Source organism: Chromobacterium sp. (assembly GCF_041912965.1).
Taxonomy (GTDB): domain Bacteria; phylum Pseudomonadota; class Gammaproteobacteria; order Burkholderiales; family Chromobacteriaceae; genus Chromobacterium; species Chromobacterium aquaticum.
The window spans coordinates 100,008-112,767 of sequence record NZ_JAYSGF010000002.1; the positions used below are offsets into that span (position 1 = coordinate 100,008).

Sequence of the window (12,760 nt, forward strand, 5' to 3'; positions counted from 1 at the left end):
CGATAATCCCTTATACTGGCGGGTCCATCGAGCGATAACGACAAAAACATGGAGTTGAACCAGGCCAAGCTGTCCCGTTTGCAATTGTTTGGCACGCTCGCCATTGTGTTCATGCTGGCGCTGACGCTGTCCAGCTATTTCCTGTTGACCAGCTGGAACGACTTCCAGGCCCGCCAGCACACCATACGCCAGGACGCTTACGCGCGCGCGCGCGACTATCTGCGCTCCTACGCCGACCACGCCGCGCAAACCCTGTCCGCGCTGCGCGAACGTACCAACGACACCCTGAAGCAAAGACTGCGCGAGCAGGTGGACCAGGCCTGGACGCTGGCCGACGCCATCTGGCGCCAGGAACGCCTGCGCCGGCCGCCGCGCCAGGTGCAGCGCCTGATCGTGGAGGCCTTGCGGCCGCTGCGCTACTTCGACGGCCGCGGCTATTTTTTCATCGACGGCCTGGACGGCAGCTGCGTGCTGCTGCCCACCGCGCCGCAGTTGGAAGGCGGTTCGCTGCTGGCCAACCGCGACGACCAGGGCCGCTACATCATGCGCGCGCTGATCGAATCGGTGGCCAACGAACAGCGCCGCGGCTTCAGCTCCTATCGCTGGTACCAGCCCGGCAGCGGCGAGATGAGCGAGAAAGTGGCCTATGCGCGCCGCTTCCAGCCCTATGACTGGCTGATAGGCAGCGGCGAATACCTGAACAATGTCGAGGCCGACATGCAGAAGCAGGGTCTGGAAATGCTGGCGCGCATGCGCTTCGGCCACGACAGCGGCGACTTCATGATCATCGATCACCGCGGCGTGATCCTGCTGGACCCGGCCAATCCGACAATGAACGGCAAGCATTATTCGACCCTGCCCGGCGCCGACCGCGGCCGCATCGCCGAACTGATGCGCCGCGGCAAGCAAGGCGGCTTCATGGAATACCTGATCAGCAGCCTGGACGCGCCGCAGGGCGAACGCTATCTGTCCTATGCGCGCCAGTTGCCCGGCTGGGACTGGACCCTGGTGGCCAGCCTGCATGTGCAGTCGATAGAAGACAGCAGCCAGCGCGCGCGCCAGGAACTGGAGCGCAGCCTGCGCGAGCGCATCGCCGCCACCCTGCTGCTGACCCTGGTGGCCCTGCTCAGCGCCGGCGGTTTCTGCTGGTGCTTCCTGCGCTGGCTCAATGTGCTGGTGCAGCGCTATCGCCAGGACCTGGAACAAAGCCACCACTCGCTGGAACAGCGCTCGCGCGATCTGCGCCTCAGCCACTTCATGGTGGACAACGCCACCGACCTGATCGCGCTGCGCGACGCCGGCGGCGCCATCGTCTACTGCAATCAGGCGGCGCGCCAGCGGCTGGACTGCGGCTGCGACGCCGAGGAGCTGACCCGCGCGCTGTTCCGCCTGCCGGCCGGCGAACTGCCACGGACCTTCGAGACCAAGCTGCAGTGCTGCGGCGAAACCCAGTACCTGGAAGTCACCGTCAACCAGTTGGGCTATCAGGGCGAAGACTATCTGTGCGCCACCGGCCGCGACATCACCGCGCGCCGCCAGACCGACCGCCAGCTGCGGCTGGCCGCCAAGGTGTTCGAATCCAGCAATGAAGCCATCCTGGTCACCGACCCGGACAACCGCATCCTGGCGGTCAACCGCGCCTTCTGCGCGATCACCGGCTACGAGGAGGCCGAAGCGCTGGGCCAGACCCCGGCCCTGCTCGCCTCCGGCCGCCACGATCCGGCCTTCTTCGAAAACATGTGGCAGCAGCTGCGCCAGCGCGGCCAGTGGTCCGGCGAGATCTGGAACCGCCGCAAGAACGGCGACATCTTCCCGGAATGGCTGAACATCAGCGTGTTGCTGAACGAGCAGGGCGAGATCAGCCATTACGTGGCGCTGTTCACCGATATATCCGAGCGCAAGGAGCAGGAGGCGCGGGTACAGCATCTGGCGGAATACGACGCGCTGACCGATCTGCCCAATCGCGTGCTGATCAACGACCGGCTGCAGCAGGCGATCCGCCAGGCCGAACTGCGCCAGGGACAGTTGGCGGTATTGTTCGTCGATCTGGACCACTTCAAGAACATCAACGATACCCTGGGCCACAGCCTGGGCGACGAGCTGCTGAAACAGGCGGCCAGCCGCCTGGGCGCCGCGGTGGGCGCGCTGGACACCGTCGGCCGCACCGGCGGCGACGAATTCGTGCTGATCCTACCCGCCATCGACCAGCCCGGCGAGGCCGCGCAAGTGGCCGAGCGGGTGCTGGCCGCGATGCAGCAGCCGTTCGAACTCGGCTCCCACCAGCTCAGCGTCAGCTGCAGCATAGGCATCAGCCTGATGCCGGACGATGGCCGCGACATCCAAAACCTGCTGATGAACGCCGACCTGGCGATGTACCACGCCAAGGCGCACGGTCGCAGCACCTTCCGCTTCTACACCCGGGAAATGAATGTGGAAGTGGCGGAGCGGCTGCACCTGGAAACCCGGCTGCGCCGCGCCATCGAGCACGGTGAGCTCTACCTGGTCTACCAGCCGCAATTCAATATGAGCGGCGAGCGCCTGCTGGGCTGCGAGGCGCTGGTGCGCTGGCGCGATCCGGAACACGGCCTGATCATGCCCTCGCGCTTCATCCCCATCGCCGAGGACACCGGCCTGGTGGTGCCGCTGGGGCGCTGGGTGCTGCGCGAGGCCTGCCGCCAGGCGGCGCAATGGTATGAAAGCGGCCTGCGCCCGGTGCGCATGGCGGTCAATGTCTCGGCGCGGCAGCTGACGCGGCCGGACTTCGTCGACGATGTGCGCGACGCGCTGCAGGCCAGCGGCCTGCCCGGCTACTGCCTGGAAGTCGAAGTCACCGAGAGCACGCTGATGGAAGACGCCGACTTCGCCGCGCGCCAGTTGGCGGTGATCAAGGCGATGGGGGTGCGGCTGTCGATAGACGACTTCGGCACCGGCTATTCCAGCCTGGCCTATCTGAAGCGCTTCGCGCCGGACACCATCAAGATTGACCGCTCCTTCATCATCGACCTGCCGCAGGACGAGGAAAACGCCGCCATCGTCTCCGCCATCGTGCACCTGGCCAACGCGCTGGGCATGGACACCCTGGCCGAGGGCGTCGAGCATCCGCAGCAACAGGCCTATCTGGGCAAGCTCGGCTGCTCGGCGATGCAGGGCTATCTGCTGGGCGCGCCGCTGTCGGCGGAAGCGATGGAGCAGCGCATGGACACGCTGCGCCAGCGGCTGTCGGTGTGACGCCGGCCCGGCCTCACGCCGGGCCAGCAGCCCAAGCTCAATCCAGCGGCCGGTTCGCCGTCTCCGGCACCATCTTCAGGCCTATCAGCGACACCAGCATGCACAGCACCGCGTACAGCGCCGGCGCATTGGGGTTGCCGGTCAGCTTGATCAGGCCGGCGGCGAAGAACTGGGCGAAACCGCCGAAAATCATCACGCCCACGCAATAGACGATGGACATGCCGCTGGCGCGGATGCGGCGCGGAAACAACTCCGGCAACACCGCGATGCTGGGCACCGAGGTCAGCACCAGCGGCACCGTCAGCAGCGCCACCACCAAGAGCAGCACCGGCCAGCTGGGCACGGCGTTGACCAGCATGAAGCCGGGATAGATCAGCAGCAGCAGGACCAGCCGCGGCCACAGGATGGATGGACGCCGGCCAATACGGTCGCTCCAGCGTCCGGCCGCCACCGACAACAGCACCTGCAGCAAGGCCGCGGTCGACGCCGCCCAGATCGCCACCGCCAGCGGCATGCCCAACACCGTCACCGCGTGGTTGGCCAGGTAGTGGCCGACGATGAAGGTGGGCGCGGTGCCGCCTATGGTCAGCAATACCCCGGCCAGCAGTTGCCGCCAGTGCTGGCGCAGCAAGACGCCAGCCGGCTCGGCCGTCGCCGCCGCCTGCGGCGCCACCGCGATGGCGGCGGTTTCGTCCAGCTGGCTGCGGATATACTCGCCCACCGGAATCGCCAGCACCCCGATGGCGAACACCAGCCGCCAGCCCCAGGCGTCCATCGCCGCCGCCGGCAGCAGCCCGCTCAACATGCTCACCACCAAGGTGCCGGCCAGCACCCCCAGTCCCTGGCTGAACAACTGCCAGCTGCAGTAGTAGCCGCGCGACTTGTCGTCGGCGTACTCCATCAGCATCGAGGTGGCCGCGCCCACCTGGCCGCCGACGGCGAAGCCCTGCACCAGCCGCCCCAGCACCACCAGCGCCGGCCCGAACAGGCCGGCCTGGGCATAGGTCGGCGCCACCACGAACAGCAGCGAGCCTATCGCCATCAGCCACAAGCTCAGCCGCAGCGCCGGCTTGCGGCCCTTGCGGTCCGCGTACAGGCCGATGACGATGCCGCCTATCGGCCGGCTGACGAAGCCGGTGCCGAACACCGCGAAGGACAACATCAGTTGCAGCAACGGCTCGTCGCTGAACGGGAAGAACAAGCGCCCCATCAAGGTGGCCAGCGCGCTGTAGACGATGAAGTCGTAGAACTCCAGCGCATTGCCCACGGTGATGGCGGTGATCGCGCGGCGGCTGGGCGCGGCCGGACGCGCGGCCAGCGTCGCTTCGGCCGCCGTCATTGCCCGCCCTCCGCTGCGCCCAGATAATGCTCCACCAGCCGGACCCAATAGCTGGCGCCCAAGGGCAGGATCTGGTCGTTGAAGTCATAGCCGGGGTTGTGCACCATGCAGCCGCCCTCGCCGTCGCCATTGCCTATGATCAGGTAGCAGCCCGGCACCTGCTCCAGCCAGAAGGCGAAATCCTCGCTGCCGGTCAGCGGCGGCATCTCCGCCACCAGCCCATCCTCGCCCAGCCAGTCCAGCGCCACCTGCCGCGCCAGCGCGGTGGCGGCCGCATCGTTGACCAGCACCGGGTAGCCAAGCTGGTAATCCACTTCCGCGCGCGCGCCGAAACCGGCGGCCTGAGCCTCGGCCAGCGTCTCGATGCGCCGGCGCAGCAGCGCGCGCACCTCGGGATTCAAGGCGCGGATGCTCAAGCGCATTTCGGCGCTGTGCGGAATCACGTTCGGCGCCTCCCCGGCCAGGATGGCTCCCACCGTCACCACCGCCATGTCCAGCGGCGACACATTGCGCGCCACCACGCTTTGCAGCGCCATCACCAGCGACGCGGCCACCACCACCGGGTCCACCGCCTTGTGCGGCACCGCGCCATGGCCGCCGGTGGCCTGGATGCGGATCAGCGCGGTATCAGTGGAAGCCATGAAGGGGCCGGGACGAAAACCCAGCTGGCCAGCCGGAAAACCCGGCATATTGTGCATCGCGAAGATGGCGTCGCAGGGAAACAGCCGGAACAGGCCGTCGTCCAGCATGCGCTTGGCGCCGGAGCCACCATGGCCCTCCTCCGCCGGCTGGAATATCAGATGCGCCGTGCCGCGCCAGGATTCGCGCCGCGCCAGCTCGCAGGCCGCCGCCAGCAGCATCGCGGTATGGCCATCGTGGCCGCAGGCGTGCATTTTTCCATCCACGCGGCTGGCCCAGGGCAGGCCGGTGGCCTCGTGTATCGGCAGCGCGTCCATGTCGGCGCGCAGACCTATCGTTGGCCCCTCACCGCGACGCAGGGTGCCGACCACGCCAGTCAGGCCCAGTCCTTCATGGATCTCGTAGCCGCAATCGCGCAGGCAATGGATCACGCGGCGGCGGGTTTCCACCTCTTCGAAGCCCAGCTCGGGATGGGCGTGGATATCGTGGCGCAGCGCTATCATCGCCGGGGCGATATCGCGAATGCCGGGCAGGACGCGGTCGTTCATGGCGTGGTCTCCTTGGTAGGTATTTACGGCTTGCCGCACACTGTCGCGGCGACCGAAAACCAAGGCGACGCCGCGACAGCGACGACGGACAAGACTAGACGAAATACTTAATAGGTGAATAGATGTGAAAAAGTGATCGAGAACACTTTTGGTTGTCGACAGGGAGGAGAGATGAAGCTGCAACAATTACAAGCGCTGATCGCGCTGGCCGACGGCGGCGGCATCCGCGCCGCCGCGCGCATGCTGGGCCTGTCCCAGGCCGCCGTCAGCAAGGCCTTGCGCGAACTGGAGGCAGACCAACAGCTGCCCTTGCTGCAACGTCACGCCAGCGGCGCGCGGCTGACCGAACCCGGTCAGGCGCTGCTGACCCATGCGCGCCAGATCTCGACGCAGATCGAGCGCGCTCGCGATGAGATGGACGCGCTGCGCGGCCGGCACGACGCCAGGCTATGCATAGGCGTCACACCCTGGCTGGCGCGCACCCTGCTGCCGGAAGTGGTGTTGCAATTCCGCCAACGGCTGCCGTCGATACGGCTGGAGCTGTTCGAAGCCCTGCAGGCGGTGGCGCTGCCACGGCTGCGCGACGGCCAGATGGACTGCGCGATCGGCCCATTGCCCGGCGACCTGTCCAATCAGGAGTTTCACTGGCAGCCGCTATTCAGCCACGCCTGCCAGGTCATCGCCCGCCACGGCCACCCGGCGTTGCGCGCGCAGTCCTTGGCCGAGTTGCTGGAACAGGATTGGGTGGTCAATTACAGCCCGGCCAGTTATCGCCAGGTGCTGAACGCGCTGTTCGCCCGCCATGGCCTGAGCATCGCGCCGGAACGGCTGGTCTGCGCACAGTCGGTCGCGCTGCTGGCCGGCCTGGTGCAGGCCGGCATGCTCAGCTACGGCCCGGAGCCGCTGCTATTGTGTCCGGACTTCGCCGGCAAGGCGCAGGCCTTGCCGCTGCGGGAACGGCTGGAGGACATCACCATAGGGGTGATCGGCCGCCAGGGACGCGTTCATGGCTATGCCGCCAGCTGTTTCATCGCCTGTCTGCAGCAGACGCTGCGCCAGCGCATGCGCTCGGCTCGGCCGGAGGACCGGGCCTTGGCGCGGATGCTGACGCTGCGGTTTTAAAGCCCGCCGCGGCGCGCTCAATCGAAACGCAGGGTGTAACGCGATTCCACCGAGGCGTCGGTGCCGGCCCGCATCACCACCGACCAGCCCTTGCTCAGCTGGTACACCATCTTCACCGCCTGATTGGCGCTGGTCACGCCGTACTCATAGCCCAGATAGAGCTCGCGGGTCAGTTGACGGCCCACCGTCACCACCTGCTCCGCCGGGCTCACCGTGCCGTTGGCCAGCGTCTTTTCCTTGCGGCTGGACACGCCCAGGTCGTCGAACAGGCCGATCTGATCATTCAGCGAACCGGCCAGCATCATGCCGGCGGACGCCGCCAGATCATTGTCGTCGCGATCGCCGCTCGCCGCCCGGCCCAGCACCAGCCAGGCCAGCTTGTCCTTCTCCGACATCGGCTCGTCGGCGACCAGCCGCACCTTGGGCATGGATACCGAGCCGCTGACTTCCACCCCGGCGCCCACCGGCGACAGCCGGCGCTTGGCGCGCACATTCAGCAAGGGGTTGTCCAAGGGGCCATTGAAGGTGATGGCGCCGTACTCGATGTCCAGGTCCTGGCCATAGGCCTTGTAGCGGCCCTTGACCACGCGCACCTGGCCCTTGGCGCCCGGCGCTTCGCCGGGATTGGCGCTGACGCGCACCGAGCCGGTCAGGTCCACGTTCAGGCCCTGGCCGGAGAAGCGGAAGCGGTCGCCCAGGTCCAGATCCAGCGCCACCGTCAGCGGCATGCTGGCGAAGGCCGACGGCTCCGGCTCCGGCCGGCCCTTGACCAACACATCGTCGCCCAGGCTGGGCGCGCCGAACTTGGGCAGACCGATGCGGCCCTGGTCGGCGCGGATATGACCGGTCAGCGACAATTTTCCGGCCACCATCGCCAGCTCGGTGCGGCCGGACACCACCAGGCGGCGGTTGGGCCGGTCGAACACGCCGAACTTGCGCAACTCCACCGCCACGCGCGCGTCCGGGGTATCACCGCTGAGATCCAGCGCGCCGCTGGCCGCCACCTCGCCTTCGCCGCCGGCGAAACGCAAGCGCTCCAGCACCAGCTTGCGGCCGTCCAGCCGCGCCAGCAGGCTGCCGTCACCCAGGCGGATGCCGGTGCGGCGGTCGGCCAGCAAGAGCTTGTCCCCGCGTATCGTTCCCTGCGCCATAGGCTGGCTCAGCGCGCCGGTCAGCGCCATATTGGCGCTGATCTGACCGCCCAGTTCCAGCGAGGGGCCGGCGAAACTGGCCAGCGTCGCCAGCGAGGGCACGCTGGCGCTGACCGTGGCGTTGAGCGGGGTCTTGGCGTCGATGGCGCCGCCGTTCCACGGCATCGAGCCCTTGCCCTGCAACTGGGCGTAGCGGCTGTCCAGATTCAGGTCGAACAAGGCGCGGCCGCCGTCCAGCGTCAGGGTGGCGACCGCGGTCTTCAGACCCAGCGCCACGCCCTTGCCCTTGTCGCCCGGCAGTTGCACATCGCCGCCGGCGCGGCGCAGCACGAACTGGCCCTTGGCATTGGCCGCCAGATTCAGGTTCCAGTCGGAATCGAAACTCAGGTCCTGCTTCAGCGGCAGGCTGAGCAAGGGGCCCAGTTCCGCCAGCCGCAGGCCGCGCGCCGAGCCGCGGGTGCTGAGCGCGCCGTTGGCGCCGCGATTGAGTTCGGCCAGCGTGATGCTGCCGCCCAGCGCCGCCAATCGGGCATTGCCCACCTTGATCTGCTCGCCCAGTTCCAGCGCCACCGGCGCCAGCAGGCTGAGGCCGGGCCTGCCGTTCAATTCCAGCTTGCTCAGGGTGCCGGCCCAAGGGCCGGACTCACCGCGCAGGCCGCCGCTGGCCGCCAGTTGCAGCACATACGGGTGGTCGGCCAGGCGGAAACGGCCATCCAGCTGCAAGCCGTGGCGCGCGCGGGTGCCGCTGGCGCTGGCGCGCAGCTGCTCGGCGCGGAAACCGCCGGCCTGCAGCGCCGCCACATCCAGCTTGAGCTGGAACGGGCTGTTCTGGTCGGCCTTGACGTTGCCGCTGAACTGCAGGCTTTGCAGCGCGATATTCCCAGGCAGCTTGAGCCGGTCCGCTTGCAGATTGGCGCTGATCAGCGGCGCCTTGGGCGTGCCGGCCAGTTCGCCCTGACCCTTGATCACGCCGGAGAAGCCGGGACCGATCAGGCCGAGATTGGGCGCGTCGATCAAGAGCTTGAGCTTGTCGCCGATGGCGCCGTAAGCGCCATTGGCCTGCAGCCGGTTCTGCGCCAGCCTCAGATCGGCGCTGAGCGACTTCAGTCGCTCGCCTTGCAGCAGCACATCGGCGCCGCCGCTGAGCGGCGCGCCGGACAGCTTGCTGGGCGCGAATTGCAGCTTGGCCGCCACGTTCAGCGGGCTGGCCAGTTGGCCCTTGGCCTGCAGGCTGGCGTTGAGATCACCGCTGGGCAGGCCGGGCTTGAGCTTGGACGGATCGGCGCGGTTGAGCTTGCCGCTGAAATCGAACAGCTGCTTGCCATCCAGGCCCAGCTGGCCGGCCAGCGTCAGGGTGCCAACGCCGGCGGTCAATTCCGCTTGCCGGATCAGCAGCGCCGCATGCGGCGCCGGCGCGAAACCGACATCGGCCTTGGCCTGCAAGGTCTTGCCCTTGAGCTGGGCGATGATGTTCGGACCAGCGAGCGGGCCTTCCAGCGTCACCCGGCCGTCCAGGCGATCATCCGGCGCGCTGGCGTGCAATTGCCGCAGCCCCAGCTTGGAAATGTCCAGCGCCAGCTTGAGCTGGTCCGGCCGCACCTGGCCGGCCAGGCCGATTTCGCCGTCGGCGATCCGCGCATGGGTATTGAACAGCTCCAGCGCCTTGTCGTCGGCGCGGAATTCGCCGGCCAGCAAGGACAGCGGCAGCTTTTGCTCGGACAAGGGACCTGCCTGCTCGTTGAGCAGGGTCAGGCCGCCCTTGACGCGCTGGCCGGCGTCCGGCTCGGCGAACACCGCCAGGCTGAGCTTGGCGCGCGGCCATTCCGGCAGGATGGCCTGCGGATTAATGCCGGCCATGCGCGCGTCCAGCCGGGTGAAACTGTTAAAGGGATTGCTGGCGAAGGGCAGTAGACCGCCCTTGACGTCGGCCACCAGGCCCTTGCCGGCCAGCTCGCCGTCAAAGCTCAGCTGCAACAGGCTGCCGCCCAGCGCCAGCTTGGCCTGGTAGGGAATCTTGTCCAATTCGCCGCCGGCGCTGAGCCTGCCTTGCAGCGCGAAGGGCTTGGCGTCGGCCAATTGCAGCGCGGCCTCGGCCTCGCCCCAGGGCGAGCCCAGGCGCTTGAGCTTGAGATCGTGGCGCCGGCCGTCGTAGACATAGCCGGCTTCCAGGCCGTACAACCGCAGCTTGGCCGGCTCCAGCGTCAGGCTGGCGACGCTGAGCTTGTCCAGGCGGATGGACAGGGGCAAGGCCAGCGATTCCGGCGCGCCGCCGGACGGCGTGGCCGGCGTCGGCTTGACCGCCACCTTGACGTGGCCCACCGCCAACTGCCGCAGCCACAGCTGGCGCTGCCACAGCGCGCTTGGGCTCCAGTCCAGTTGCACGGATTCGATGTCGACATCGCTGCCGGCGCTGCGCACGCGCACATCGCTCAGCTTGAAGCCGTCCCACAGCGTGCCTTCGGCCTGCTTGACGCTGACGGCGTTGCCGCTAAGGCCGCCCAAGGACTGCATCAGCCAGGCGAAGCCGGCGCGGCTGGCGGTCAGCCAGGCGCTGGCGGCCAGCAACAGCGCGATCAACAACAGGGGCAGCCACAGCAGCCAGCGCCAGCGGCGACGCTTGGGCGCGGCCGGCGGCGGCGGCGCGGTGTCGGGAGTTTGGGGAGTGTCGGTTGCGCTCATGAATGCATTCGAATCAGAAGGCCAGGCCCAGGCTGAGGTTCCAGCGTATCTTGCCGTCGCGCTCGGCCTTGGCGAAGTCGAAGGACAGCGGCGCCACCGGGCTCATCCAGCGCAGGCCGACGCCGTTGGCGCGCTCCACCTGGAAGCCCTTCCAGCTCTGGCTGGCGTTGCCGGCGTCGGTGAACAGCGCCAGATACCAGTCCGGCTTGATCGGGATTTGATATTCCAGGCTGCCGGTGGCCACCACGCGGCCGCCCAGCACCGAGCCATTGGGGCCGGCCAGGCCCAGGCTTTGGTAATCGTAGCCGCGCACGCTGTTGGCGCCGCCGGCGCGGAACAGGATGGAGGACGGCACCGCGTCCTGATCGCTGGCCCATACCTGGCCCAGTTCCAGCCGGCCGACGAAGGTGCCGTACTTGGGGAAGGGAGACCAGTAGCCGACGGTGCGGGCATAGCCGCGCACATAGGAAGTGGAGGACAAGGCGCTGCCGACGGTGCCGGAAAGCTGGAAGTCCAGCAAAACGCCGGAGCGCGGCCGCATCAGGTCGTCCACCGCGCGCTGGGTCCAGCCGTAGACCAGCTGCAAGGCGCGGGTGTCCTTATTCGACACGCCGCCGGCCTCCTCGCTTTCCAGCAGGTATTGCAGGCCCAGGCGCGCCTCGATATTGCCGCGAGTACGGGTGCGCCAGCCGCCGACATCGCTGCTGCGGGTTTTCAGGCCCTGGATGTCGTCGGTCTTGAAGGCGCTGGTGATGGAATGGGAATAGCCGTCGGACTGGCGCGGAAAACCCAGGCCCAGCGACAGCGATTGCTGGTTTTTCTTCCAGCTGGTCACCAGCGAACCGGTATAGCCGCGGCGGAAGATATTGTAGTGGTCGTAGCCTACGCGCACGCCGGGGCCGTCGCCGGAATCGTAGATCAGACCCAGTTCCAGCTTCTGGCGCGGCATTTCGGTGACGTCCACCTCCACCGGCACCTGCTGGGTGTCCGGATCGATCTGCGCCAGGTCGGCGCTGACCACCACATTGGAGAAGTGCGGCGCCTGCTCCAGCGCCGACTGGTAGTCGAAAATTTTCTTCAACTGATAAGGCGAGCCAGCGGAGAAATCGGCCAGCCCGGTGGCGATTTTCTCCGGATAGCGCTTCATGCCCTTGACGTGGATGTCGCCGAAACGGACCAGCGGGCCGCTGTCGATCTCCACCTCCAGCGTCGCGCGGCGAGTGGCCGGATCAATGGCGGCCTGGCTTTTGCTGATATGCGCCTTGGGGAAGCGATCGGCGGTGATCAAGCGCATCACCGCGCGCTTGCTGCTATCCCAATCGGACTGGCGATAAGGCGCGCCCATGGGCAGCGACCAGGCCTCCAGCACCGCCGCGTAGCGCTGCTGGAAATCGCCCTCGGCGCGGATAGGCCCGTTCAGGCGGATGGTGACATCCTCGATCAAGGCCGGCTCGCCGGGCTTGACCTCGACCACGTAGCGCCGGGCGCTCTCTTCGCGCACATTGACGCGCGCGTCGAAATAGCCCTCGGTCTCCAGCAGCTTGCGCGCGTCCTCCGGCGTGCTGCGCAGCAATTCGGTCAACAGCGTCTCGTCCATTTCTTCTTCCAGACGGCTGGTGACCAATTCCAGATTGTCTTGCAACAAGCCGGACAGGCCGGAAGGCGCGTCTATGCGCACGCTGTAGTCGAGCTTGGCCCAGGCGGACGTCGCCATCAGCAATAAGATCAATGAAATAAGCAGGCGGGAGCTTGGCATGGTCCGATTCGTTTGGTGTCGAGGCCATGGTAACGAAACTTGCGGCGGCTGGCGAGAAGCGGCTGGGCGGCTTCAAAATCGCACAGCCCAATCCGGGCGTTCTTAAACCAAAAGCTTAATTTACATTCAATTATAATTCATATCCGCAAGCGGCAGCCATCCATTTTTCTCATAGCCGACCACCCACGCGCGCCATCAGGCGCAAGGCGGTGAGACCAGCGGGATAGCTAATAGTTTTGCCGCCCATCATTTAAAACGATGCGCATAAAAAAGGGCAGACCCGGAGGCCTGCCCTATT

Annotated in this window: 6 protein-coding genes; 2 read left to right on the forward strand and 4 right to left on the reverse strand. The window is 67.2% G+C overall.

All coding sequences use genetic code 11. From position 1 onward, the window contains the following. The first annotated feature begins 48 nt into the window (after positions 1-48). Positions 49-3,228, forward strand: a complete 3,180-nt coding sequence (locus ACE3QM_RS01605) for an EAL domain-containing protein (RefSeq protein ID WP_231464751.1) — start codon at positions 49-51, stop codon at positions 3,226-3,228. Positions 3,229-3,265: 37 nt separating this feature from the next. Here ACE3QM_RS01605 and ACE3QM_RS01610 read toward each other — a convergent pair whose 3' ends face one another. Both ACE3QM_RS01610 and ACE3QM_RS01615 read right to left on the reverse strand, forming a co-directional pair. Next, positions 3,266-4,567, reverse strand: a complete 1,302-nt coding sequence (locus ACE3QM_RS01610) for an MFS transporter (RefSeq protein WP_374419736.1) — start codon at positions 4,565-4,567, stop codon at positions 3,266-3,268. Beyond that, positions 4,564-5,754: a M20 aminoacylase family protein gene (locus tag ACE3QM_RS01615; RefSeq protein ID WP_374419738.1), complete on the reverse strand. Its 1,191-nt coding sequence runs from the start codon at positions 5,752-5,754 to the stop codon at positions 4,564-4,566. The genes ACE3QM_RS01610 and ACE3QM_RS01615 overlap by 4 nt, the downstream gene beginning before the upstream one ends. 171 nt (positions 5,755-5,925) lie before the next feature. On the opposite strand from ACE3QM_RS01615, the gene ACE3QM_RS01620 reads away from it, so the two are divergent. Further along, a complete protein-coding gene (locus ACE3QM_RS01620) occupies positions 5,926-6,876 on the forward strand; it encodes a LysR family transcriptional regulator (RefSeq protein WP_374419740.1) in 951 nt (316 codons plus the stop codon). Between the two features lie 17 nt (positions 6,877-6,893). Here ACE3QM_RS01620 and ACE3QM_RS01625 read toward each other — a convergent pair whose 3' ends face one another. Next, the gene (locus tag ACE3QM_RS01625; RefSeq protein WP_374419742.1) at positions 6,894-10,706 is read right to left on the reverse strand and encodes a translocation/assembly module TamB domain-containing protein; all 3,813 of its coding nucleotides are present in this window, start codon (positions 10,704-10,706) and stop codon (positions 6,894-6,896) included. 13 nt (positions 10,707-10,719) lie between these two features. Next, on the reverse strand, positions 10,720-12,462 hold the full coding sequence (locus tag ACE3QM_RS01630; protein ID WP_374419744.1) for an autotransporter assembly complex family protein: 1,743 nt from the start codon (positions 12,460-12,462) through the stop codon (positions 10,720-10,722). Positions 12,463-12,760 lie beyond the last annotated feature (298 nt).

Coding starts and splice junctions, on each gene's coding strand:
- ACE3QM_RS01605 (WP_231464751.1), top strand. CDS start 49: ATGGAGTTGAACCAGGCCAAGCTGTCCCGTTTGCAATTGTTTGGCACG.
- ACE3QM_RS01610 (WP_374419736.1), bottom strand. CDS start 4,567: ATGACGGCGGCCGAAGCGACGCTGGCCGCGCGTCCGGCCGCGCCCAGC.
- ACE3QM_RS01615 (WP_374419738.1), bottom strand. CDS start 5,754: ATGAACGACCGCGTCCTGCCCGGCATTCGCGATATCGCCCCGGCGATG.
- ACE3QM_RS01620 (WP_374419740.1), top strand. CDS start 5,926: ATGAAGCTGCAACAATTACAAGCGCTGATCGCGCTGGCCGACGGCGGC.
- ACE3QM_RS01625 (WP_374419742.1), bottom strand. CDS start 10,706: ATGAGCGCAACCGACACTCCCCAAACTCCCGACACCGCGCCGCCGCCG.
- ACE3QM_RS01630 (WP_374419744.1), bottom strand. CDS start 12,462: ATGCCAAGCTCCCGCCTGCTTATTTCATTGATCTTATTGCTGATGGCG.